The sequence below is a fragment of the Streptomyces sp. NPDC021749 genome, from assembly GCF_040640655.1.
Classification (GTDB): domain Bacteria; phylum Actinomycetota; class Actinomycetes; order Streptomycetales; family Streptomycetaceae; genus Streptomyces.
The window spans coordinates 42,167-66,394 of record NZ_JBFACE010000044.1 but is presented as its reverse complement, the minus strand read 5'-3'; the positions used below and the strand labels follow the sequence as shown (position 1 = coordinate 66,394).

General features: G+C 69.6%; 13 protein-coding genes and 3 pseudogenes. 5 read left to right on the top strand and 11 right to left on the bottom strand.

Going from position 1 to position 24,228, the window contains the following annotated elements; translation table 11 throughout:
• Both AB0G35_RS31360 and AB0G35_RS31355 read left to right on the top strand, forming a co-directional pair.
• A pseudogene (locus AB0G35_RS31360) lies at window positions 1-191 on the top strand (FAD-dependent monooxygenase); the annotation flags it as partial.
• Between the two features lie 212 nt (window positions 192-403).
• The gene (locus tag AB0G35_RS31355) at window positions 404-1,975 is read left to right on the top strand and encodes an FAD-dependent monooxygenase (protein ID WP_360956456.1); all 1,572 of its coding nucleotides are present in this window, start codon (window positions 404-406) and stop codon (window positions 1,973-1,975) included.
• A 113-nt stretch (window positions 1,976-2,088) separates the two neighbouring features.
• Here AB0G35_RS31355 and AB0G35_RS31350 read toward each other — a convergent pair whose 3' ends face one another.
• Both AB0G35_RS31350 and AB0G35_RS31345 read right to left on the bottom strand, forming a co-directional pair.
• Complete coding sequence (locus AB0G35_RS31350) at window positions 2,089-3,795, bottom strand: cholesterol oxidase substrate-binding domain-containing protein (RefSeq protein WP_360956444.1); 1,707 nt, start codon at window positions 3,793-3,795, stop codon at window positions 2,089-2,091.
• 637 nt (window positions 3,796-4,432) lie between these two features.
• Window positions 4,433-5,584 (bottom strand): Dyp-type peroxidase, encoded by a 1,152-nt coding sequence (locus AB0G35_RS31345; RefSeq protein WP_360956442.1) that lies wholly within the window; start codon window positions 5,582-5,584, stop codon window positions 4,433-4,435.
• A gap of 89 nt (window positions 5,585-5,673) precedes the next feature.
• Here AB0G35_RS31345 and AB0G35_RS31340 point away from each other — a divergent pair, with 89 nt between their 5' ends.
• Window positions 5,674-7,017 carry a right-handed parallel beta-helix repeat-containing protein gene (locus AB0G35_RS31340; protein WP_360956440.1) on the top strand — a complete coding sequence of 448 codons (1,344 nt, stop codon included), beginning with the start codon at window positions 5,674-5,676 and terminating at the stop codon, window positions 7,015-7,017.
• A gap of 7 nt (window positions 7,018-7,024) precedes the next feature.
• On the opposite strand, the gene AB0G35_RS31335 is transcribed toward AB0G35_RS31340, so the two are convergent.
• The 6 genes and pseudogenes from AB0G35_RS31335 to AB0G35_RS31310 form a co-directional block, all read right to left on the bottom strand.
• A complete protein-coding gene (locus tag AB0G35_RS31335; protein WP_360956438.1) occupies window positions 7,025-7,711 on the bottom strand; it encodes a hypothetical protein in 687 nt (228 codons plus the stop codon).
• 287 nt (window positions 7,712-7,998) lie between these two features.
• Complete coding sequence (locus AB0G35_RS31330; RefSeq protein WP_360956436.1) at window positions 7,999-10,446, bottom strand: SdrD B-like domain-containing protein; 2,448 nt, start codon at window positions 10,444-10,446, stop codon at window positions 7,999-8,001.
• Window positions 10,447-11,447: 1,001 nt separating this feature from the next.
• On the bottom strand, window positions 11,448-12,134 hold the full coding sequence (locus tag AB0G35_RS31325) for an HdeD family acid-resistance protein (protein WP_360956434.1): 687 nt from the start codon (window positions 12,132-12,134) through the stop codon (window positions 11,448-11,450).
• A 395-nt stretch (window positions 12,135-12,529) separates the two neighbouring features.
• A complete protein-coding gene (locus tag AB0G35_RS31320; RefSeq protein ID WP_360956432.1) occupies window positions 12,530-13,672 on the bottom strand; it encodes an extracellular solute-binding protein in 1,143 nt (380 codons plus the stop codon).
• Between the two features lie 423 nt (window positions 13,673-14,095).
• A complete protein-coding gene (locus AB0G35_RS31315) occupies window positions 14,096-16,795 on the bottom strand; it encodes a SpoIIE family protein phosphatase (RefSeq protein WP_360956454.1) in 2,700 nt (899 codons plus the stop codon).
• Between the two features lie 582 nt (window positions 16,796-17,377).
• Window positions 17,378-17,788, bottom strand: a pseudogene (locus AB0G35_RS31310) (cupin domain-containing protein).
• Between the two features lie 366 nt (window positions 17,789-18,154).
• Here AB0G35_RS31310 and AB0G35_RS31305 point away from each other — a divergent pair.
• Window positions 18,155-18,769 (top strand): TetR/AcrR family transcriptional regulator, encoded by a 615-nt coding sequence (locus AB0G35_RS31305; protein ID WP_360956430.1) that lies wholly within the window; start codon window positions 18,155-18,157, stop codon window positions 18,767-18,769.
• Window positions 18,770-18,778: 9 nt separating this feature from the next.
• Here AB0G35_RS31305 and AB0G35_RS31300 read toward each other — a convergent pair.
• Window positions 18,779-18,916 (bottom strand): annotated as a pseudogene (locus AB0G35_RS31300) (aldo/keto reductase); the annotation flags it as partial.
• 48 nt (window positions 18,917-18,964) lie between these two features.
• Here AB0G35_RS31300 and AB0G35_RS31295 point away from each other — a divergent pair.
• Window positions 18,965-19,327, top strand: coding sequence for a MerR family transcriptional regulator (locus AB0G35_RS31295; protein ID WP_360956428.1), 363 nt, complete (start codon window positions 18,965-18,967; stop codon window positions 19,325-19,327).
• A 172-nt stretch (window positions 19,328-19,499) separates the two neighbouring features.
• Here AB0G35_RS31295 and AB0G35_RS31290 read toward each other — a convergent pair whose 3' ends face one another.
• Together AB0G35_RS31290 and AB0G35_RS31285 are read right to left on the bottom strand one after the other, a co-directional pair.
• Window positions 19,500-21,359 (bottom strand): thiamine pyrophosphate-binding protein, encoded by a 1,860-nt coding sequence (locus AB0G35_RS31290; RefSeq protein ID WP_360956426.1) that lies wholly within the window; start codon window positions 21,357-21,359, stop codon window positions 19,500-19,502.
• Complete coding sequence (locus tag AB0G35_RS31285) at window positions 21,356-23,461, bottom strand: FAD-dependent oxidoreductase (protein WP_360956424.1); 2,106 nt, start codon at window positions 23,459-23,461, stop codon at window positions 21,356-21,358. Before AB0G35_RS31285 ends, AB0G35_RS31290 begins: the two co-directional genes overlap by 4 nt.
• Window positions 23,462-24,228: the final 767 nt, after the last annotated feature.

The following is a 24,228-nucleotide window of genomic DNA, read 5'->3' as shown; positions in this document are numbered from 1 at the left end:
TCGACGCCGCCGAACTCGGCAAAGCCCTCGCCACCCACCCCGACGACATCGAGACCGCACTCACCGCATACGAGCAGGACATGTTCCCCCGCAGCGCCGCAGCCGCCGCGGAAGGCACACAGCTCAACGAACTCCTCGTCGGCGACGACGCGCCCCGCCGCCTGGTCACCATGTTCGAACAGGGGCGGTGAGCCGCCGAAGGCCCGCGCTGAGGCTCCGCTCGGCGAGGGCGCCTTCGCGGACCGCGGAAGCCGCCCTCGCCGAGCGGGAGTTGGAGCCCTGGCGTCGATCCGCGCACCGGGGGCCGGCGGTTCGGTCCCGGGCGCTGGGGCGGTTGGGCGCCTTCCAGGAGAACTGCCGGGCAGCCGCTCGGCCGACATACCACTGTTCAGAGGTGATCTTTGTGTATGACGTAGTGATCGTGGGCGCAGGCCCGGTGGGTCTGTTTCTGGCCTGCGAACTTGGTCTCGCGAACTGTTCCGTCCTGGTACTTGAGCAGGAGACGGAGCTCCACTCCGAGCGGAAGGCACTCCCGCTCGGCCTGCGGGGCCTGTCCGCCGCGTCGGTCGAGGCGTTCTACCGCCGCGGGATGCTGCCGCAACTGCTGTCAGCGTCGGGCATCGACGACTACCCCGATGCGCCGGACGAACCGGCGCCCCCACGCCACGTGGGCCACTTCGCCGGCATGGTGCTCGATCCGGCCGACATCAACGTCACCGCCCTGCCGTTTCGGCTTCCCAGCCCGGCGATGGAGGGCGTGATCACGAGCCTCGACGCGGTCGAGACGGCGTTGTCCGAGAGGGCGGCCCAACTGGGCGTGGAGATCAGGCGCGGCGTCAGGGTCGCAGCCGTCACACAGAACGAGGAGAGCGTGATCGCTCACGCCGGCGATGACGCGTACCCGGCGCGTTGGATCGTCGGCTGCGATGGCGGACGCAGCACGGTGCGCAAGCTCGCGGGCTTCGACTTCGTCGGCAGCGAGCCGGAGGCCACCGGCTACACCATGCTCGCCACGGTCGCCGATCCCGAGAAGCTGAGCCCTGGGTTCAATCTGACGCCGACAGGCATGTACGTCCAGATGCCCATGGCAGGGCACATCGGCGTGATGGACTTCGACGGAGGCGCGTTCGACCGCACTCGGCAACCGACCCGCGACCACCTCCAGGCGGTTCTGCGCCGCGTGTCCGGCACCGACGTGACGCTGAACGACGTCCATCTGGCCTCCACCTTCACCGATCGGGCGATGCAGACGACGACCTACCGGCAGGGACGTGTCCTGCTCGCGGGCGACGCCGCCCACATCCACTCTCCCCTTGGCGGGCAGGGACTCAACGTCGGCCTCGGCGACGCCCTGAACCTGGGATGGAAGCTCGCGGCGACCGCGCGCGGGGAGGCGCCGCAGGGGCTCCTCGACACCTACACCCGCGAGCGCCATCCGATCGGCGCATGGGTGGTCGGCTGGACGCGCGCCCAGGTTGCAGCCATGAAGCCGGACCACCACGGCCAGGCGGTGCAAGCACTGATCCGCGACCTGATCGGGACCCCTGACGGAACGACCTATGTCTTCGAGAAGTTGTCCGGAACGTCACTGCGCTACGACCTTGGCGGCGAGCAGCCGCTGGTCGGCCGCAATGCCCCGGAACTTCGCCTGGAGGACGGCACCCGCCTGGGCGACCTGCTGCAGGAGGGACGAGGCGTCGCCCTCGATTTCACCCCCGACCGCCGTCTGCACGATTCCGCGCAGGGCTGGGCCGATCGGATCCGGTACGCAGCCGGGGCGGCGCGCCAGGACCTCGGACTCGGTGCCGTGCTTGTCCGGCCTGACGGCATCATCGCCTGGGCAGGCGAAAGCGCCTTGGATCGTACGGAGTTCGAGCGGGCCGCCGGCCGCTGGTTCGGCAGGACCCGGGCAACCGGCCGAGGCCGTCTTCCTGCGCAGGCCTCCGTGACCGGGCTCGCTGACACCCGCGGCTGACGGGCTGACGGGCTGACCGGCTGGCCGGCACCGATGCCTTGGGGCCATCGATGGGGGTGGCCCCAAGGCTGCGTCAAGGGTCATACGTTTTCGCGCAGTATGGCCGCCGTGGCTCAAGGCAGCAGCGTGTCGAGGAAGGCGTTGGAGAACACCCGGGCCGGATCGTAGGAGTTCAGCGTGTTCCGGGCGGTGCGCCAGTCGTGGAACGCGGCCGGCACGGTGTTGCCCAGCGTGGAAGGGTCCGTCCATGGGCCGCTGTCCGTGTAGGCCCAGCCCTTGGACCACTCGGGACGTACGGTCGCGTACGAGCCGGTGTACGTCTGCCAGATCCACTGCTCCATTTCGCGGAAGAAAGGGGCCGCGCCGGGAGTGCCGGGGTAGGTGGCGAAGTCGAGCCACACCACGGTGTCCCATTCAGGGTGGTCGGGCCGGGCGAGGGCCGGCGAGAGGAGGGGGCCGTCGTCGTGCGGGTCGGTACCGGTGATGCGGAGCTCGATCGGGCCGTTGACGGGGTAGGAGCCGCGGCTCTGGTGAGCTGCCAGCACACTCTGGTAGTGGCCGTAGAAGTCGCTCACCACGCGCTGCACGTTCGCCCGGGAGGTCAGTACCGCCCAGCCGGCTTCGACGATGCGCAGTGTCGTGGGTTCGACGTACAGCAGACTGTTCTTCGACCAGCCCCAGACGTCCCACGTTCCGGTGACGATCAGCCCGGAACCGACGATGGACATGGCAAGTTTCGTGAAGGCGGGTGTCTTGTCGCCCCCACCGGCGGCGATCTCTCCGAGCAACGCCGACATGTCCTCGGTGACACGGTTGGCGAACGAGTAGGGGTAGGGGGCGTCGATCTGTTTGGCCAGCCAGGGCTTGGCCGGTGCCACACTCCACACCTTCAGCCACGGCACATCGGTGAACGGGAACCAGATCGCCTCGATACGCCCGGTGCTGTCCAGATAGGAGCTGATCGTCCGGCCGCCGGTGCCGGGCGGACCGAAGACGGTGGCGATGTTGACGTCGTACCAGTTTCGGCAGCGCAGACGCGTGTTGGCCGCAGCGGTCATGGTCACCTCGGTGACGAAGGCGCGGCCCAGGTGGACGAGGAAGGCGCGGATGTCGGGGTCGGAGCGAGTGAAGGTTCTGAGCGCGTAGCGGCCTTCCGCCGCGCTCCACACCACGGCTGTGAGAGAGGTGACCAGAGAGCTCAGGGTGCCGAAGCCGGAGCCTGCGGGCGGGTGTTCGCCGGCGGTGGGCAGCCCCGTGCCGTGGCCACCGATGGCGAGCACCCCGCCGATGGTGAGGTCGCCGGGTGCAGTGGTCGCGGCGAGGCCGAGCCCCGCCTCCTCCAGGCGGACCAGGATGGTGTCGAGGGTCGCCCCGGCCTGCGCGGTGACGCTCCCGGGATTGCCGCCGCGGACGCTGACCGCGGTGAGGTGGGAGGTGGTGTCGACGATGAGGGTGCGGGAGCTGTCGGCACCGGCGGGTAACACCAGCGGCGACCAGGTGTGGCCCTTGCCCCTGGCCCGGAGGCGGTAGCCGTGCTCGTGGGCCCAGTTGGCGAGGGTTACCACGTCGTCGGGGGTACGTGCCGAAGCGGTCCAGACGCCCTCGACGACGATCTCCAACGACCAGTTACGAAAGGCCTGTTGGGAGAGAGGGATACCGGCGGGGAAGCCGGGCGGTGGGGTGAGGGTGGCCGCGGCGCTGCCCGCGGGGATGCGATGCGTGGGCTGTAGACCGGCTGCGGCGGCGAGACCTGCAGCGGCGGTCGCGGTCAGGAGCGTGCGGCGGGTGAGGGAAGTTCTCTGAGCGCTGTCGTCGGACATGGCTGTCCTTCCGGCACGCGGCGCGCCGCCCCGCTGCACCGCGCACGGATCGTAGGGATAAGACCGTACGAGCGCCCCGGTGCGGTGGGGGTGCGGGGAGTGTAGGGTGACGGCCCATCAGTTGCAATGCCCGTGCCCGTGCCGTGCCATGGCCGATGGGGCTGCTAAGGTCCGCCCACGCTCCGGACCACACCGGAGGGAGGCGAGAGCGATGGTCCCCCCGAACCTGCCTAGTTCCTGCGGGACGGGCGCGTTGCTCGTTGCCTGCTCCTCGCTCCCGGCGCGGCTGCTGCTGTCCGCTTGGTGCGTGCTGACCGACTCTGGTGTCACCCGGTGCAGGTGAATTCGTCGACTGGACCGGTGGGGGACGAGCAGCGATGCCGGTCCCGTCGGGCACCCCGGCGGTGATGGCGCCGTCAGGATCGAACGTGGGGGTTCCTGGCAGGGGACGGGCCCGAACGGTGAACCGGTACCCCTTCTGGTCCGTGGCCACCGCCGCCGTCACCTACCTCGCGTGCGTCGCCTTCTGGTCTCGGCACACCTGAGCAACCATCGCCTCGAACCGGGCCCGCGGGTCCAGCCCGGCGACCATCGGCAACGACATCGCGCGACGACCGCGGCGCCGTCGTCGACCGGTTCAGTGGAACATCTTGACGCCGAGCGGGTGCTGCTGGTCGAAGCCGGGGAGGATGAGGAATGTTGCGCTGGCGGTGGTGGTGGTGAAGCGCAGCAGTGCGTCGGAATCGTCCATGTGCGCAAGAGTGTTGGTGAAGGTGCGTAGGTCGTTCTGGAAGCTGATGAAGAGCAGGCCGGGGGTGGGCGCGTCGGTGCTGTAGGAGCGGCGGAGCATGAGGCCGACGCCGACCACGTTGGGGTTGGCCCGGCGGACGTGGGCGTCGGCCGGGACGAGATAGCGCCCGTCCGGTGTTTTGGCGCCGAGGTTCGGGTCCCAGGCGGTGGTCCCGCCGGAGAGGGGCGCGCCGGTGGCTCTGTGCCGGCCGAAGACCGCCTCCTGCTCGGCGACGGAGAGCGCGGTGAACCGCGGCAGGTCGAGTTCCATGCGGCGCACCACGGCGATCGTGCCGCCGCCGACGGGAGCCGGCCCGGCCAGCCACAGGTGGCGTTGGTGTTCGGCCGTCGTGTGCGGGCCCACGATGCCGTCGATGAAACCGAGAAGGTTTCGGGGCGCGGAAATGCCCTTGTCCACGGGGACGTTCGGGCCGCGGCGTCCGGACTGCCGCCAGCGTTCCCGTACCCGGTGACCGGCCTGCTCCAGAAGCGCGGTGGCGACGACCGGTAACAGTAAGGGGTCGCTGGCGCAGATCTGGATCAACAGGTCCCCGCCGCGTGCCTGCGGGGCGATCTCCTCGCGGGAGAACCGGGGGAGGTCTGCCGCGCCGGGCAGGGAGGGATCGGCCAAGCGCACCAGCCGTGGGCCCACCCCGATCGTCACGGTGAGATCGCCCGGCGGCAGGCCCAGCAGTCGGGGATCGGTTCCCGCGGTGAGGGTGTGAACGGTCTGGCCGAGTTCGGCCAGCAGCGTGCCGACCGCCACGGTGTCGCCGAGGTCGGCCACCACCGCCAGGAGGTTCGGCTGGGCCGGTTGCGGGAGCGTGATGCCTGCCTGATGGCGGCCGGTCGGCGACACCCGGGTAGGTGACGCGGGGGAAGAAGGCCGGCTGGGCTGAGGTGCAGGCGATTCGCACCCTGCGGTGAGCCCGGTGGCCGCCACCGCCCCGGTGGCACCGAGGAACGCGCGGCGTGTTGGATGGGAGTCGGCTGGGCTCACGGTGTGGAGAATGCCATATTCCTTCTCGTGTAGGCGAGTTGGTCGCAATCGGCCTCCGTGCAGGGATGACTTCGTGCCAGGATGAGGTCATGCCTCGTCTGCGTCTTCGCGTGATGGCCGCGTTACTGAGCACACTGACATGCGTAGTGGCGGGCTGCGGGCCCGGCGATGGCGGGGCGGGCCACGGCCGGCGGCCACCCGGCGCGCACGTGACGATCAGAGTGCCGGCTGACGCCCCGACGATCTCGGATGCGGTGTCTCTCGCTCACTCCGGTGATCTGGTGCTGGTCGCCCCGGGTGTGTACCACGAGTCGGTGAAGGTCTCCACGCCTCGTGTCACTCTTCGTGGTGCGTCCCGGGACAAGGTCGTGATCGACGGGCGGTTGCGGCAACCGAACGGCATCGTCGTCACCGCGCCCGGGGTGGCCGTGGAGAACCTGACCGTAAAGAACAACACGCAGAACGGAGTCCTGGTTACCGGTTCGGCGAAAGCGGTCGCCGGACTACCGGGGCGTTCCGGAGGCTACGACACCGGCGATGAGCCGGTCACCTTCCTGAAGTCTTTCCTGGTCTCGCATGTGACCGCGACCCGCAACGGTCTGTACGGCATCTACGCGTTCTCCGCGCAGAACGGTGTCATCGAGCACTCGTACGCGTCAGGCGGGGCCGACTCCGGGATCTACGTCGGACAGTGCAAGCCCTGTCGCATCGTGGTGCGGGACAACATCGCCGAACTCAACGCGATCGGTTACGAAGGCACCAACGCCGGCGGAGACATGTACGTGGTCGGCAACCGCCTGGTCGGCAACCGGGTCGGTCTGACCACCGACTCCGACCACCAGGAGAAGCTGCTCCCGCAGCGGGGCGCCGTCATCGCGGGCAATCTGATCGCTGCCAACCAGCGGAGGCCCACCCCGGAGCAGGCCGACGGCGGGTGGGGGACCGGCATCGGCATCGACGGCGGCAGCGACAACCGGTTCGTCCGCAACCGCATCGCCGGCAACAGCAATGCCGGGCTGGTGATCACCGCAACCGCCGACCTACCTCCGCTGGGCAACCAGATCGTGGACAACACGTTCACCGGCAACGGCGTCGACGTCGGCTGGACGTTCCCCAACGCCACGCGGGGACGGGGCAACTGCCTGCGCGGCAACGATCTGCGCACCACAGTGCCCGCCCGGCTCGCGACAACCGCGTCCTGCCCGCTTCCGGCCCGGTCACCCTCGCCGGCCGGCAGGTGGCGGATGCCGACGGCGCCCGGTGGCATCCCGTTCACCGAGGTCGCGGCGCCGGGTCCACAGCCGCAGTTCCCCCACGCCACCACCACGGGCGCCACCGCTGTCCCGGCCGTTCCGGCCCTGCCCAAGGCCGCAGACATCCCACTGCCGTCAGCTTCCCTGCTCGCCGGAAACGCGCGGGTGCAGACGTCCTGAACAGCGGCTACCGGGTCGGGGTGGCTCCGGGGCCGGGTACCGGCCTGACCGAAACGTACTTCTGGGTGTCGAAGTCGATGACCACCGGCTGCGACTCGGAAGCCACACTGACGCGGACCCGGTACATGGTGCCGTCCGAGCCGACCCAGTAGCGCACGTTGCCCGCCGTACCGGGACGGTCCCGGGAGGACGGCCCGGTCATGACGTCCACTCCATGCCCGCCCACCTTGTCTCGTCCCCACCAGGCGGCACCGTTCTGCGGCAGCAGTTCGGCGTTGTCCGGCCGGTCGCTGCCGAGCCTGAGCGCGATGGCCAGCGAACTGTCCAGCGCGCTGCCGGACGACAGCAGCGGACGGCTGTACCAGCCCGAGCGGGGCGGCGACGCGGGTGCCTGTCCCGGGGCGTCCGCCATCGGGTGGACGGACACCGAGGTGGCCGTCCACCCGATCAGCCCGTCGCTGGACGTGCCGCGTCCGGTGCCGTGCACCACGCCGTAACCGAGCTTGCGTTTGTAGTCGACGGAACCGGTGACGGTCAGCCCGCCGGCGGTGCCCGGCACGGTGATCGTCACCGCGCGGCCGTGCGCCTCATAGTTACGGAACCGCGTGATCGCCAACCGGTTCGCCTCATCCGACGTCAGCGCGCGCGGACCGCTGGGGCCGGAGCCGTCGCCGGCGAGAAGGAACGCGACCACCGCGGCCACCGCGACGGCCGCTGTGCCGATGACGGCTGCCGCCCAGCGTGGCCGCAGCCATCGGCGCCGGCCAGCCGCACGGCCCGGTAGAGCTTGCTGGATTCTCACGCTCCGCACGCGGCTCGACGCTGACACTCTTGTGATTCACCCACTCTTCCGACGAAGCCAAGGCCGGCCCTCGTGGACCGGCCGAGACGTGATCTGCCCGACCGCGCCGTCCGGAGCGCGGGCAGGCAGATCACTGTTGTTCGGTTCGTTCAGTGCTTCTCAGTGTTTCTCAGTGCTTCTCAGGGTTTCCGGGCGCGGCGCTTCCGGCTCATGAACACGATGACCAGGCCCGCACCCACCAGCAGACCGACCAGAGCGATCATCTGTGGCAGCGCGGACGTACCGGTGTGCGCCAGCGATCCCTTGCTCCCACCGGCCGGGCCCGGCTGGTGGGCAGGCGGCGCGGGTGGTGGCGGTGTAGCGGCCGGCGGCGAGGTCGGGCCCGGCGTGTGGGTTGGGGTTGGAGTTGGCGTCGGAGTTGGGGTCGGGGTCGGAGTTGGGGTCGGCGTCGGGGTCGGTGTTGCCTTCGGGATGTACACCCCGGCGTCAATCGTGTGATCGACCCCGCCCGGCTTGCTCGGCGCCGTGACGGGCGCGTAGCCGTTGCACAACTGCCCGGTGGTCGGCGGGGTCACATTGGAGTCATGCGCACGGTTGGCACCGGCTCGCGGGAGTGTGAACCGCAGCTCGCTCGCCGGGGGTTGGCCGGGCACCTTGCTGGTGTCGGCGGTACACACGTCGAACTGCACCGTGTATTTCGCACCCGGTGTGAGCTGGTACTCGGCGCCGACCCCACCGAAGTAGTACTCGCCGGCGGCATTGGTCCTGGTCGTGGCGACCTGTTTGCCGTCCGCGTCCAGCAGGTTGATCGTCGCCCCCGGCAGCAGCACGTGCCCCGGGTCCTGGATCCCGTTGTGGTCGCCGTCGAACCACACGACGTTGCCGATCTGGATCGGCGCGTTCGCCGCCGCGTACGCGATGTCACCGAGCCCGCCGGCCTTGCCGAATCCGCCTTGTTCCCGGCTGACGAACTGGAACCCGTTGGCGGTCGGGTTGTTGCCCGGGCCCTGACCGGTCGTGAGGTCGTGGTACCCGGTCCCTGAGGTCGCGACGTCGACGACCGGGTCGAACTCCGTGCTGACGACCCACTGCTGCTGCGGGATATAGGCCACCGACCCCAGGGCGGTCTCCTGGTGCGCGTTGGCGTAGAAGTCGCCCGGGAAGTATTCGACGACATGGGCTGCCTGGCCGCCATTGTTGGCGGGGGTGGCGTGGTTGGGGCAGCTCCCGGTACCTTCCCACTGGTATTCACCGGTGGGAGTGGCGCAGACCATGGTGATGTCACCACCGGACATGCCGTTTTCCGCCGTGTCGTTCCCCGGGCGGGGGTCCAGCCCTCCCCAACTGACCACGTCCATGAACCGGTCGCGGAAACCCAGGATCATCGAGTCGTCTCGGGCGAAGGCGAGGGAGGCCAGTTCCGGCTGCGGATCGATGAAGACGCCGCCCGCCTTGCGGTCGTCCCACGTGTCCAGGCTGGTGTTCCACGGGTTCCAGTGGGTGGCCTTGTCACCGGAACCGAAGACGGTGCCGCGTTCGTACGTGAGCGGATGGCTCAGCACCGTGGTGAACCGCTTGCCGTCGTAGGTGGAGACGAAGGCTTTCAGGTCCGCGCGCTGCTGCGTGCTCTCCGCGCTGCACACGCCGCCGACGTACAGCGTGTTGTTGTGGGTCTGGAGGCCGAACGGCCGCCAGTCGTCGGGGCTTGCGCACCCCGGGTCCGGGATCGGGACCGTCGACTTGGGCGCCGCGGCGGTGGCCCCTGTCGCGTCGAAGCTCACCAGGCTGCGGGTCCGCAGATTCACCGCGTACAGCGTGGAGCCGTCCTCCGACAGGGCCAGGCCACCGATGCTCTCCTTGCCCGGCGCGTCGGTGAACCCGGGATCCTTGATCATGCGGGCGGTGTCGTGCCGCGTCACCGCGGCGTCCGGCACCCGCGCGAACGGCTCCGGCGCACCCGAGCCGTTGACCGGCACCGTGTAGATCGCGCCCCCGCCCTGCGGCCCGTACGGGGCGTACCGGCGGGCGAACGCGCTCTGGAACAGCCGGGTCCGGTACTTGTCGTACGCCAACCCGAACGTGGTGCCCACCTGGGCCTGTGTCGCCAGCGTGGCCGGGCACGCCACACCGGTGGGACACGTGCCTCGGCTCTTCGTCCCGAACGCCACCAAGGCCCGGGTGTCGGTTCCGTTGCCGCCATTGTGCACCGGTACGAAATACCGCGACTCCGGGAGCGTGTAGTCGGCCGGATCCCACACCCCCGTCACCACCGAGGCGTTCTTTCCGTCCGACACATCCACGAACGACGTGAAGCTGTCGAAGTGGTTCTCCGCCGTCGACGCAGGCGCCGCCCGCAGATAGTCGCTGTACGGTGCCGGGACGCTGACGTCGACGCGGTACCGGCCGCCGTTCAGCACGGTCGACCCCGGCACCACGACCTTTCCGGTGGCATCCGTGACGCCGTTGACCCGGTGCCCAGCGGGGTCGGAGATCTCCACCTTCATGCCCCGCTGCGGCACGTCCATCGTCGCGTTGAGCACGCCGGTGCCGAAGAAGTCGCGCAGCACCTCAACCGTCAACGTGCCGTCGGCGGTCGAAGCGGCGGCCGGTCCAGCCGTCGCTCCCACGGCGCCGCCTGCCAGTAAGAGAACGGATAACCCCCCGCGCGCCAGCGGCTCCACAAGCCTCCAGGCCGACCGGCGAGAGTTTCTTCCGACTCGGTTCATGGCATCACACTCCTCACTTTTCTTGTCAGGAAAACGAAGCGCCCGCTTCTCGCTGCCCGTCCACCGAGTGGCCCCGGACGTGGAGGTCGGCGCGAACACCACGGAAAGAAAGAGGGCCCACGCCGTTGCGTGGACCGCTTTGTGGTGATCGCGTGATCGCTTGAGGTATTGCGGGCGAGTGGTAAGCGTCGCAGGCCAGAAAAAGCGAACGCGTGTTCAGGGTCTTGGCCGGGGCAGCTCTGGATTGTGTGTTCTTGCCACTCAATCACGGTGCCCCACCCCCCCCATCGCCGACCTCGCCGACCATCATCGCGAGCAGCGCGCGATATCCTATCCGCTGGAGTCACGCCGTCACCAGTGGAACGCCTGGAGTCCAGCGGGATCCGCAATATTCCCCAAGTGCCCAGAGAATGGCGACCGGAAGAATGCGCGACAGTGACATGACGGCCGGAACCGGCCCCGGGCAGGGCTTCGTTCACTTCTAGGCGCGCTCGCCTTTCGTGACACGGATGCTCTCCGCCACGCGAACAGAACACGCTTTCGCAGGGGGTCGGAAGCCGGCGCGGCCGGACATCTGGCATGTGAGTATCTTGATGTGGTTGACGTGCCCCTCAAAGACGCCGAATTCCAGGGCGGAGTGAGGCCGGTGATGACGGCGATGACAGCGTCGCGGTCGCGGTCGATGCCTGCGGCGAGGGTGTGGAGGCTGGTGAGTTGTTCGATCTCGGTGAGCGTTTCCGGGGGCTGAGAATTCATCTGGTCACCAGGCGGCGTGCTGGGGCTGCGCAGTGACCGGCCGGGGTGAGCGCCTACCTCTTCCAGAGGTAGGCGCTCGCTTTGTCGTGCAGCAGGGCCGCCCGTGCTTTCAGGGCCTGGGCTCTGCGATCGCCGAGCTGTAGTGATCAGTGCTGTGGATGTGGCGTGGAGTGGAACAGGGGGCGCCGCTTGGGCGGGGTGCGGGGAAGGAGACGGCCGACTTCGACCCGCATTCTGATGGCGTGGAATACCTCAACCACTCCGAGGACTATGGCCATGATGCCCGTCACCAGGGTGAGCGCGGCGATCGAGGCGAACGGCGCGACGATCAGCACTATGCCCGCCAGCATGCCGACGATTCCTGAGAACACCATCCAGCCCCGCGCCGGCATGGCCGGGGCGGAGACCGCCGTGGCCGTCACCATGACGCCGCGCATCAGCCAGCCGAAGCCGATCCACAGGGCGAGCAGCAGGATCGACTGCAGCGTCCCACGGAAGCAGATCAGTCCGAGCAGGACGGAGACCGCTCCGGCGAGGAAATGTAGTGCCCGAAGATGCGCGGGAACGTGTGCGCCGAACGCGGCGGCCAGTTGGAAGGCCCCGACGAGCAGCAGGTAGATGCCGAAGAGCACGCCGAGGACCTGCAGCGTCCCCTTCGGCCAGACGAGGACCACAACGCCCAAGGCGATCGCGGCCACGCCCGCGGTGAGAGCGATCTGCCAGCCCGCGTTCGCCAGGGCCCCCAGGGTTTCGGTTGCGGAGGCGCCTTGGGGCTCGGTGCCTTCCGGGCGGGGAGGGCCGGTGCCTGAGGTGGAATCTGAGGGGGAGGCCATTCCAGATCACCCTTCCAGGGACGATGTGGTCGGACGGGGTCGTTTCCATCGTCACCCGTTCGGCCCGGTATCGCCTGGCAAGGGCGGGGGCGTCGGTGGTGACATGGTCCGGCGTCCGGCGTCCGGCGTCCGGCGTCAGGCGCCCGGCGGCCCGACCCGGCGATCACTGGCGACCACCACGCTCAAGGCAGCCATCGCGTTGCAGAACAGCGTCGAGCGAGAAGCGCTCGGGAGGGCGCGGTGCCGGGGCACCCACCCCATCATCACCGTCCGCGCTCGTCCGGTTCTGCGCTGACGCGATCCGCTGTGCGGGCGGCGGCCAGGAGCACAGGGAGTGGACGTCGACGGTGCCAGGCGGGTTCGTCTGCGTCCGCACCGGGCCCGGCGAGGACGGATCAGCCGCCGACGGCCTGGGGCCAGTTGTGACGGACGGTGCGCAACGCCCGGTTCAGCTCGGCCTCGGTGGGGAACTGCGGTGTGCCCTCGACCGTCGGCAGCCGTGAGGCCAGGGTCTTGTCGAGGGTGCCGTTCTTCGCCATGACGTCCATCAGCACCGGGCGGGCGTAGTCCACGAGGCGTAGGTTCTGGCCCTCCGGGCTGAAGAGGTACTCCTCCCATAGCCGTGCCGCGGCCGGGTGGGGGGCGTGCTTGTTGATCGCCTGTGCGTAGTACTGCGAGAAGCTGCCGTCGAACGGGATGGAGACCTTCCAGTCCACGCCCGTCCCACGGAGCTGGTCGACGTGCTGCAGGTTGAGGTAGTCCCACTCGATGCTGATCGGTGTCTTGCCCTGGGCGATGGCGGCCGTGGTGGGGTCGGCGCGGTTGTAGTTGCCGATCTTGTCGAGCCGGGCGAAGAAGTCGATGCCCGGCTGGATGTCGGAGAACGACCCCCCGTTGGCGAGTGCCGCCGCGTACACGGCGGCGAACGCCGATCCCGCGATCGTGGGATCGCCCTGGATCGCGACCAGTCCCTTGTACTCCGGCCCGAGCAGATCCGCGAAGGAGTAGGGGCAGGTCCGGACGCGGGCGGCGTCGCAGCCGATGGAGATGTACCCACCGTAGTTGTTGTACCAGCGGGCCTTGGGGTCCTTCTGTTCCGGTGGAATCTGGTCGAACTGCGCGACCCGGTAAGGGGCCAGCAGGTTCTGCCGCGCCGCGGACTGGGCGAAGGAATCCCCGAGGTCGAGCACGTCGGGGGCACGCTCCTGTCCGCGGTAACGCTTGATGGCGTCGATCTCCTGCTGGCTGTGGCCGTACGGATTGTCGACGACGACTTTGATGCGGTACTTCTTCTCGAAGCCGTTGATCAGTCCTTCGTAGCTGGCCCACGGCCGCGGCAGCGCGATCGCGTTGAGCCTGCCCTCCTTCTTCGCCGCCTTGACCAGCGCCGCCGTCCCGCCCGCCTCCGCGACGGACTCGGCCCGGGCCGGCTCGACCGGCCGGGTGGTTCGCCCTCCCTGGCAGGCACTCAGCCCGAGTGCCGCAAGTCCCAGACAGCAGACGAGAGCGCCTGCGCGGACCCGATGGTGTGTAGCCACGACGCCTCCAGCAAGGCAGGGTGGGGCGGTCCGCCGGTGGCCGGCGGAGCAGACAGGGCCGGCCACGTGGGGTGCTGTCGCAGCACGGCCAGTGCAGCGGCCCGACCGCCAAGGACGGCGCACACCCGGAGGTGGGGCGGTACACCGAGGGACCCGGCAGATTTGCCGAGCGGGTGTCCCTGGTACTCCCGGGAGGCCGCCGACGACTTGGCATGCGGGTGACCCCGGCGCCACGCCGAGGCGACATGCCACTGTCCGACGTTTCTCCCTTGAGCAATGGTCCGAACCAGAGTACTCCGCACCCTTGCGGACTTCGGTCAGGACGGCGATCGGGCCAGGTCACAGCGGCGAGCAGACGACACGCGGGTGGCAGGCACCACCGAGCACCACCCCCGTCCCCGGTGCGGCCGCCACGCCACGGCCTCATCCCTCCCCGCTGTGCCCTTGATGGCCGAGGAGCTGCTCCCACGGCATTTCGTCCGAAGCCGGGGCTTCGAGGCCGACCGTCTGAGCGGCCCAGATCGTCTTACCCCTGGGGGAGTAGCGGGTCCCCCACTGTTCGGCGAACTGCGCGACGAGGAAGAGGCCACGGCCTTCTTCGTCGGTGTCCTTCGCCTGGCGGATGTGGGGGGAGGTACTGCTGCCGTCGGAGACTTCACAGATCAGGCTCCGTGTGTGCAGGAGCCGCACGTGGATGGGCTCGGAGCCGTAGCGAACGGCGTTGGTGATCAGTTCACTGAGGATGAGCTCGGTGCCGTAGGCGAGGTCCGCCAGGCCCCAGTCCGTCAACTGCCGGACGCAGGCGTTGCGGACCGGGCCCACGGCCGCCGGGTCGCGGGGCACGCCCCACTCGGCGACCCGTGCCGGGTCCAGCCGCCGGGTCCGGGCCACCAGCAACGCGACATCGTCGGCGGACCTGGTCGGCAGCAGCGCGTGCATGACGGTGGCGCAGGTCTCCGCCGGCGTACGGTCCGGTCCGGCGAGGGCGGCGCGCAGCGCCTCCAGCCCCTCGTCCAGGTCGCGGCTGCGGTCCTCGACCAGCCCGTCGGTGTAGAGCACCAGCCGGGAGCCCTCCGGCAGTGACAGCTCAGTGGGCTCGAAGGGCAGGCCGCTGCCCAGGCCCAGCGGCGGCGAGACCGGAGGGTGCAGGAACTCCACCCTGCCGTCGGGGTAGGCCACGGCCGGCGGCAGATGGCCGGCCGTGGCGGCGGTGACCCGCCCGGAGACGAAGTCGTAAACGACGTACAGGCAGGTGGCGCCGGTGATGACCGGCCCCGCCTCGGTGTCCTCGTCCTGGACGTCGATGCGGGCCACCAGCTCGTCCAGGTGGCCCAGCAGCTCGTCGGGGGAGAGGTCCAGGGCCGAGAAGTTGTGCACGGCGATGCGCAGCCGGCCCATGGTGGCGGCGGCGTGCAGGCCGTGTCCGACGACGTCCCCGATGACCAGCGCCACCCGGGCGCCGGGCAGCGGGATGACGTCGAACCAGTCGCCGCCCACTCCCGCCTGGGCGGGCAGGTAGCGGTGCGCCACCTCCAGGGCGTCCTGTTCGGGCAGACCGCGGGGCATCAGGCTGCGCTGCAGCGTCATCGCCATGGTGCGTTCCCGGGTGTAGCGCCGGGCATTGTCGATCCCCACGGCGGCCCGCCCCGCCAGTTCCTCGGCGAAGGACAGGTCCTCGTCGTCGAACGGAGGGGAGCTTCCCGACCGCCAGAAGTCCACCACTCCCAGCACCACGCCCCGGGCGAGCAGCGGTACGACCACCAAGGAGTGCACCCCGTGGTCCAGGACGCGTCGGGCGCGTTCCGGGTCCTGGGACCGCCATTCGGAAGAGCCGGCCAGGTCCGGCACCGCCATGGAGCGGCCCTGGTCCACACCCGCCGCCACCGGGGTGCCAGGGACGAACCCCATCAGCTCGCCGACGGAGTGGAGCGGATGGTCCGCCGCCAGGCCCTCGATGGCCACGCGGTGCAGCTTGGCACCTGCCGCGGCGGGCTCCTCGCCCCGCAGGACCGGGTCCCGCAGCTTGACGGCGACGATGTCGGCGAACCGGGGGACCGCCACCTGCGCCAGGGCCGAGGCAGTGCGTTCGACGTTCAGCGTGGAACCGATGCGTACCCCGGCGTCGTACAGCAGCCGCAACCGCTCCCGCGCCCTCTCGGCACGCCCGGTCAGCCACCTCAGTTCCGTGGTGTCGCGCAGGGTCACCACGCTCCCGTGACGGGCTCCGTAGGGGGCGGTGGACCGCTTGTTGAGGGCCAGCAGCCGGTCCTGGGCCAGGTGCACCTCGTCGGTGGCGGTCCGGTCCGACGTCAGGAGGTCCACCGTCCGCGTGTCCAGGCCCAGGTCGCCGACGTAGCGTCCCTCCGCGTCCGCCGGCAGGTCCAGGAGCCGCCGTGCCTCGTCGTTGGCCAGCAGCAGCCGTCCGCCGCGGCCGACGATGAGGACGCCCTCCCGCACCGCGTGGAGGACCGCATCGTGGTGCTCGTACATCCGGGTCATCTCGGCCGGTCCCAGACCGTGGGTCTGCCGGCGCAGCCGGCGGCTCACCAGCCCCGCGCCGCCTCCGGCGAGCGCCAGCGCCCCAACTGCGGTGCCCATGAAGAGGGGCAGCTGCTGGTTGACCGATTTCTGTACGTTCTCCACCGTGACCGGTGCGGAGACGATGGCGATCACCTTGCCGGAAGAGTCCGTGACGGGGGCCGCAGAGATCACGGAGAGGCCCAGGGCGCCCTGGAAGGTCCTGGTGAAGGGCTTGCCCCGGGCGGCGTCGGCATAGGGGCCGATGACGTGTTTGCCGATCTGCCGCGGGTCGCTGTGGGTGAGGGTGATCCCGTCGAGTTTGTACACGATGAGGGCGTCGACGCCGGAGGCCTTGCGGGCCGCCTCGGCGCGGGGCTGGAGCTTGGCGGTCGGATCGTCGCTGTTCAGCGCCTCCTGGAGCCCCCAGGAGTGCGCGAAGGACTCAGCGGCGGCGAGCGTCCGGTGCCGGGCGTCGGTCATGGTGTCGCGCCGCGTCTGGACGACGATGGCCACGACTGCCGCCGCGATGAGCAGCACCACGAGCACCAGCTGGAGCAGGAAGACCTCCCGGGCGACACTGCGTGTCGTCAACCAGGCCCGCAGGCCGTGCGAGCCCCCGGCCCCCGCAGGGTGTTCGCCCTGCCGGTCGTCCGGATCGCTCTCGGTAACGGAGACACCCCGGGAAGCGGAACGGCTGGGCGCGCGGCTCAACCAACGCCGGAAGCGCCCTGAATGTCCGGTCATGGTCCATTTCTATCCTGCGACGCTCGGGGGCTGGCAAGGCGTGACGCCGCGGTCTGCGCGGCGACCGGACGGCGGCGGACGTGGCCGGCCGGGTGGGGCCGGTGCCGGCCGCCGCGCTCGCCCAGGTCCCGGCGGTCTGGACTTGCCGTAGCTCTGGTGGCTTGGGTGGTGCGAGCGTAGGAGGGCATGCGCATGTCTGGAGGGCTGGGAGGGCCGGGCGAGCCGGGCGGGTCCGGAGGCCCGGCACCTGCACTGACGGCTGGACCAGAGTCGGGCCGACGGCCGGGACCCTCCGGGAGGTGACCGGTCGGCGTACTGGAGTACCTCGTGCGGATCACCCGGTCGGTGCCAGCTGCTCGGTCGGTGCCGGCTGCTCGGTCGGTGCCGGCCGCCCGGCGCGGCAGTCGAGCGCCAACGTGGTGGTGCCCGCCGTCATGACGGTCAGGGGGTCGGCGGGCTGCTGGGGTATTCGGCCTCCGTGACGTGGGCCCCGCGTTCGGCTTCGGTGCCGTCCTCGGCGACTTCCTGGAGGGCCAGGTGGGTCATGGGGGTGGTGGGGGAGGCTCCGTGTCAGTGCCACTCGCCCGGCGCGATGTGCACGGTGTCGCCGGTGCGGATGGTGTGCACCTCTCCGCCGCGGCACTGAACCAGCCCAGTCCCCGCGGTGACGTGAAGGACCTGGCCGAGGGGGTGGCGATGCCATGCCGTGCGGGCGCCGGGTGCGAAGTGAACGCTGTCGACCCGGAAGCGCGACGATCCCCCGAGGGCAACGATCTCTTCGATCCCTGCCGCGCCGTTGACCCACTCGGGTGGCGCGGTAGCGGTGGGTTGTGGTGTACGAGTAACACGCATGGGGGCGGTCCCTCTCTACTCGTGGGTTCTGGAGATGCGTGCGGTCAGTGGGCGCAGCGCCTCGGGGATTCCCTGGTCGAACGGCCGCGGGCGTCCCCTCCAGAACGCCATCGGGTTGCCTTCGGGCCGCCATCGGGTTGCCTTCGGGCCGCCCGAGCAGGTCGATGACCAGGCTTTCGCCGTGCGCTTCGAGCTCCACCCCCGGCCCGGCCGAGCCGGCGGATACGCATACGCATACGCATACGCATACGTGTACGCGTACGCGTACGCGTACGCATACGAAACACCTCACCATCGGCCCCATGACCCACTTACCGTACGATCGTTCGCCAACTTAGCAGACGGTCGATCGATAAGATCGAGGGCATGAGGAAATCGGCGGAGGAGGCCCGGCGTACCCGCGACCGCATCGTCAGCGTCGCGGTGACCCAGGCCTCCAGCGCGGGACTGTCCGGGCTGACCATCGGCTCCCTGGCGGAGACGCTCGACATGAGCAAGGCCGGCGTCGTCGGCCCGTTCGGCTCCCGGGCCGGGCTCCAACTCGCCGCACTGGACCGGGCAGTTGAGCTGTTCACGGAGGCAGTGGCGGCCCCCGGCCGCGCTGCGGAGCCGGGTCTGCCATGCCTGCACGCCGTGATCGACACCTGGTGCGCCTACCTGGCCGACAGCCCGTTCCCCCACGGCTGCTTCGTCACGGCAGCCTCATGCGAACTCGACGGGCAGCCGGGTGAGCTGCGCGCCCGCCTGTACGACGCGGTGACCCGCTGGCGGGGCTTCCTCGCCGAGCAGATCACCACCGCGCGTGCCGCCGGCGACCTCGCCCCGGACCTCGACCCCGAGGAACTCGTGTCCACCCTGACGGGCCTCGCCATGGCCGCCAATCAGGAGATCCAACTCCTCGGCGACGAGGGCGCCGCGCGCCGCGCTCGCCGCCTCATGCGCGCTGCGCTGGCCCACCGCCGCCCCGGGCTGGCCCCGTAGGCCGACTCTTCAGGCCGCGGCGCGTTCGGCGAGGGGCCGGCGCCGCAAGGCGGTGTCGGTCAGAGAGCGCGGCGGGAACGAGGCGCTGGGGTTGTACCGGTTCGCCCCGGGCGGCACGATCGCGTCGATCCGGTCGAGGGTGGCGTCGCTCGCAGACGGGCAGGAGCGAGGCCTCAGGGCCTCTTCCTCAACGCCGTGCGCCGCGGCCCCGGCGGGCGCCGTGTCTACAGCGAGGACGACGTGGACTGGCTGACCATCTGCATCATCCTCCGGGCCTCGGGCATACCCCTGCCCGCGCTGCGCCGTTACGCCGACCTTGTCCGAGAAGGCGCAGACAACGAGGAGGAACGCCTCGCGCTCATGCGCGAGCACCATGCGCGCGTCGCCGCCGAGATCGGCCGGCTCACCCAGTCCCTGGACCTGATCGGGCACAAGGTCGCGGTCTACGAGGACCTGGTCGACCAGGGCACCGCCACCGCCCACCCGTGCCAAGCCCCCTCCCAGGTGACCGATGAGCAACGCACGCCACCGCTGCCCCAGAGGTCATCTCATAGGTGAGCTGGACTGGTCCCGCTGCGCGGTCGACTGGGCAGCGTGCGTTGCTCCCGTGAAAGGTAGGCGGGGACCAATCGACCGGCTCGACTGGTACCACCGGCCCGACCGGCCCGACCGGCCCGACCGGCTCCATTGGCTCGACCGGTACCACCGGTATGGTCCCCGCCGTCGGTCCTCAGTCGGGGCACTTCTCCTTGATCTTGTATGTCATGGCCTTGGGGTAGTCGTGGCGGGCGAGCCTGATCTGGGCCAGGGTCGGTCCGGTGTTGATGGTGTCGTCCGGGTTGGCGATGCGGTTCAACAGGGCAGTCAGCTGCCCGTGGTTGTGGATCTGCTCGCCGGTCATCGGGGTCTTCTCGGATCCGAACACCTCGGCCAGGCGGTCGTAGTTCCAGGGGTGGAGGACGTTGTAGAAGTCGGCGCCGTCGGACGTCCGGCCCTTGAAGTAGCAGGGGTTGACCAGCATCTGCTCGATGCCGTAGAAGCCCTCGTTGTCCAGCACGAAGATCACCGGGTTGAGCAACTGGCGGACGTGGGTGGCGAGTTCCTGGCAGGTCTCCTGGAACGATCCGTCGCCGACGAACACCAGCGGGCGCTTGTTCCGCCGCTTCCTGGCGAGGGCGATCCCGGTGGTGGCACCGACCGAGTAGCCGATGGACAGCCAGCTGTTCTGCGCGATGTACGAGGCGCGTTCGGGCATGCGCAGGTTCATCGAGCCGATCAGGGCGAACGCGGCGTCCGAGACCACGGTGTAGGGCGTGGTGGCGCCGGTGCCCGAGCCGGTGGTCTGCTCCTGGAGGAACGCGCTGATGTGCTCGAAGAAGCTGTCGTACGTCACCGGCAGGTCCGCCGGCTGGGCCGAGGAGCTGAGGCCGGACAGGTAGGTATCCGTGCTCGCCGGTACGTCCAGGCCCCGGTCATGGGCGTACGCGAAGGCGTCGGCGGCCAGACCGCGGTGGCCGTAGCGTTCCCTCAGAGCCCTCTCCAGCTCCTCGATGAAGTACGGGAGCTGGACGCTGGGGAAGTACCTGGCGCCGACGCTGACGCCGTCGCGCACGGCGACCGCCCAGTCATCGCCGAGCGCCTGCTCGCCGCCGAGGTTCTTCGACGTCGACCAGGTGCCCAGCCCGATCCGGCAGCCGTGTGCCTTGAAGGTCTCACGCACCTTGGGATCGCTGGCCTTGCCGTTGTAGACGCCGGAGAAGCCCGGGGTGTTCTCGGAGACGACGGACTTGGCGCCGATGGTGGTGCAGAACGGGATCCCGGTGTTCTCCACCAGTGCGGTGAACTTTCCTTCCAGCCGCTGGCGTTCGATCTCCTCACCGGCCCACAGAATGGGGTTGCGGTGCCGGTCGATCAGTTCCACGGTGGCCTTGACCGCGGCCCGGCACATCTCGTCGTCGCGGGCGGTGTACGGGCGCACCCGGCGTTCGATCGTGCCCGTCGGTTCGGGACAGGGCGCCTTCCAGACATCGTCCATGATCTCCAGGTAGACCGGCCGGCGCTCGGACAGGCAGGCGGTGAGCGCGGCGTCGATCTGGACGGGAGCCAGCGCGGCGTTGGAGATCACCTGGGCATCGACGGTGACCTGGCGGTAGACGTCCAGGTTGCTCTCGCGACGCTGGCTCATGTGGGAGGTGAGCAGGCCGATCGCTTGGTAGTTGAGCCACTGCTCGTAGGACGGGGCCGCGTTGATGGCGACCAGCGGTACGTGTTCGACGTAGGCGCCGCCGATGGGGTTGAGGAGGTTGAAGGAGCCCACGCTGTAGGTGACGGCGACCGCGCCGATGGCCACCTCGCCCTTGTCCGGGTCGGCGTCGGCGGCCTTGGCCCGGGCGTAGGCGTCGGCGGCGTAGCCGGCTCCCACCTCGGTGGGGGTGCCGACCCACTGCACGTCGGTGGTCTCCTGCATGATCGACAGGAAGGGGCCGAGATGGTCGCCCGGTACCCCGAACAGGTGGCTGACGCCGAGCTGTTGGAGACGGGTGGCGAGGTAGCGGCCCACGTTCCATGCGCCGTGCTTGGTGGTCGTCATGACGTCAGAACCTCCTGCGGACGGTCGGCTGCTGTGGGTTCCATGGCGGCGAGGTCGGCCGGCCGCGGCGTCTCGTGGACCGCGATGGCGGCGGCCACGGCGGTCTCCACCGCGCCCTCGATCCAGGCGTGCTTGAGGGAGATGTGCTCGCCGGCGAAGTGGATCGGGCCCTCCGGCAGCATCGCGTCCAGATGGAAGCTGGTCATCTGGTGCGGGGTGTAGACGGCGGCCTCGCCGAAGGCGTACGGATCGCGCAGCCAGCTCTGGGTCCGGCCGTGGAAGGTGTAGAACGCCTCGATGCGGCGGCCGTGGAGAGTCTGGAGGTTGCGCAGGGCGTAGATGTAGCGCTCGTCGTCGTCCATGGAGTCCCACCGCGCCGCGTCGTCCGACCAGCTGTAACTGGCCAGGACCACGCCGCCCTCACTGCCGGGAACCGGATGGGACGGGTAGTACATGAAGCGGTTGGGGTTGTCGGTGGTGGAGCCGCCGCCGATGACATGGCTGGCTTCCCGGACCGGCGCCTGCTGTAGCGTCCAGTTGCGGTAGTGCTTCAGCTGTGCCTCGCTGATCTCGGTGTCCGCCACCCCGCTGAGGAGGCCGAGCGGCCCGTGCGGGGCGTTGCGCAGGTGCTCCGGCATGGCCCGTGCGGCCTCGGCCTCGTCCTCGCCCTGCTGCTGGTACCACCGGTACAGGTCTTCGCCGAGCTCCCGTTTCCAGTCCTCCTCGGTGAACTCCCACCAGCGGCGGGAGAATTCGAGCAGTACCTTGGTGGCCTGGTCGTAGTGGGTCTCGATGATGGCGCGGCGCTTCTTGTAGGAGAACGGCGGGTTCACCCGGGTGAACCGGAGGCTGGAGAACGGGACGGTGACGATGGCCAGGTCGCCCTCCCAGGTCAGCGGCGGGGCCTGCGGGTCCTGCTCGCTCACCGTCTCGATCTCCACCCGGTGCCCGGACGACCGGGTGACCCGACTGGTGGCGGCGTCGCTCCAGGGGTCCAGGTATTCCAGGCGGGTCATCCGCTGGCCCATCTGGATGTTGTTCTTGAGGCCGTCCGCGAGCCGGTAGGGGAGTTTCCAGCTGCCGCCGTCGATCTCCCAGTAGGTGGCGTTGGGATTGATGTCGCTGCGTCCCAGGAAGGTGTGGAAGAAGGCCAGGTGGAGGCGGGAGGTCATGTTCTCGATGGTGCCGATGGCCTCGATCGCCTCGTCGCTGAAGCCCGCGTACTCCCGGAGGAAGCGGCCCATCGAGTAGCCGTCGAAGTCCCGGACGACCCTGGCCCAGCCGTCCAGCCACTCCTCGAACGGTTTGTTCTCGCGCTCGCCGTTGGTCTTGAGGACGGAGTAGTAGTCCCGGACCGGTTCCAGTGCCTGGTGGACCAGTTGGGACACCTGCGTGCACGCCTCGCTGCCGGAGAGGTTGAAGCCCTCGTTGACGGGGCGTGGATTGAGCGCGTAGTCCCTCCTGCGGGCCTGGACGCGGTTGGTGCGGATCCAGGTGCGGTTGGCCTTGTTCGGCGCCTTGAATTCGGAGCTCTCGTTCCCGTACTGCCACTTCTCGTTGTTCTTGAAGGAGTGGTAGACGACCGGGGGGACGGGCACGTTCTCGCAGCCGGTGCCCGGTTCGATGTCGACGTTGTAGAACAGCCTTCGGGTCAGGCCGAGTTTGTCGATGAGGGCCAGGGTGAGCGGATGGAAGTCCGGAATCCGCATCGCCCCGGCCTCGGCGTACTGCTTCTCGTCCCAGAACGCGGGCTTCTTCGGGTCCTCGGTACGGAAGGTCTTCAGCCTGCCACCCACCCGGTTGGCGTTGGCCTCCAGGATGGTCACCTCGTGGCCGGCGTTCTTCAACAGGTGACCGGCGACCAGACCGGCGATGCCCGCGCCGACGATCAGGACACGCTTGCTCTCGGCGGCGGTGGTCGGGGGCAGACCGTTGTCGATCAGCGTCTTGAGATAGCGCAGTTTGAGGTCTTCGTCGTTCGGGCCGATCAGGAGCAGGGCACGGGCGAGCTGCCGGTGGAGTTCCGAGGGAGGTTCGGGTTCGGGGCCGTGGCCGTTGCCGGACGGGGGAACGGTGGGGACGGTGAAGGGGCTGTTGTCCATGCGTCGCTTCCTACGTCAGAGGTGGGGGAATGCCGGATGAACCGGAGGGAGGGGCCCGTCGGTTTGGGGGCAGTGGATCGCCCGCGGCGAGGTGGCGGAGCGTGGTGAGGGAGGGGGTGAAGGCGTAGACCAAGCCCTTGGCGGTGAGGAACTGCGCCATGTTCGTGAGGTCGCCCTTCGGGCCCAGGCCGAGTTCCGTCGGCAGGAGATGCCCCGGCGCACGATGCGGTGGCCGTCCACGCGGGAGCCGGCCGTCTCGCCGCGCCCGCGCGCAGGGGGTACTCCTCGTTGCATTCCTGGATCTCCCGAGACGCTCGCAGCGGGGGGAGGGGGAGTTGTTCCATGACGGGCGGCGACTCAGGGCGCACCCGGGTTGCGGTCATGCCGGAACTCCTCCTGGACGGGACGCCGGGGGGATCACAGTGGTAGCAGTGGTAGGGCGTGGCGCTACAGAACGTAGCCACGGGAAGACGCGCACACCGTGCACACCCGTTATGAATATTCCGGACATAGCGGAAACTCTCAAATGGTCGTGCGCCAGTCGAGCGGCCGCGGCGCTCGCCCGGAGCGCCCGCTCCCTCGGGCGGGGCAAACCCGGCACAAACCGGGCGCAAACCTGGCGACCGCATCGGCGGACGAGGACTGGCCGGCTGCGCCGTCAGCGCGATCGACTCGGTGACCTGCGGGCCACCATGCAGGCCCTCAAGGGAGGGGCCCGACAGGTCCAGATCCCTTGGATCTGGCAAGAAGGTGCGACTGGTGCCGCA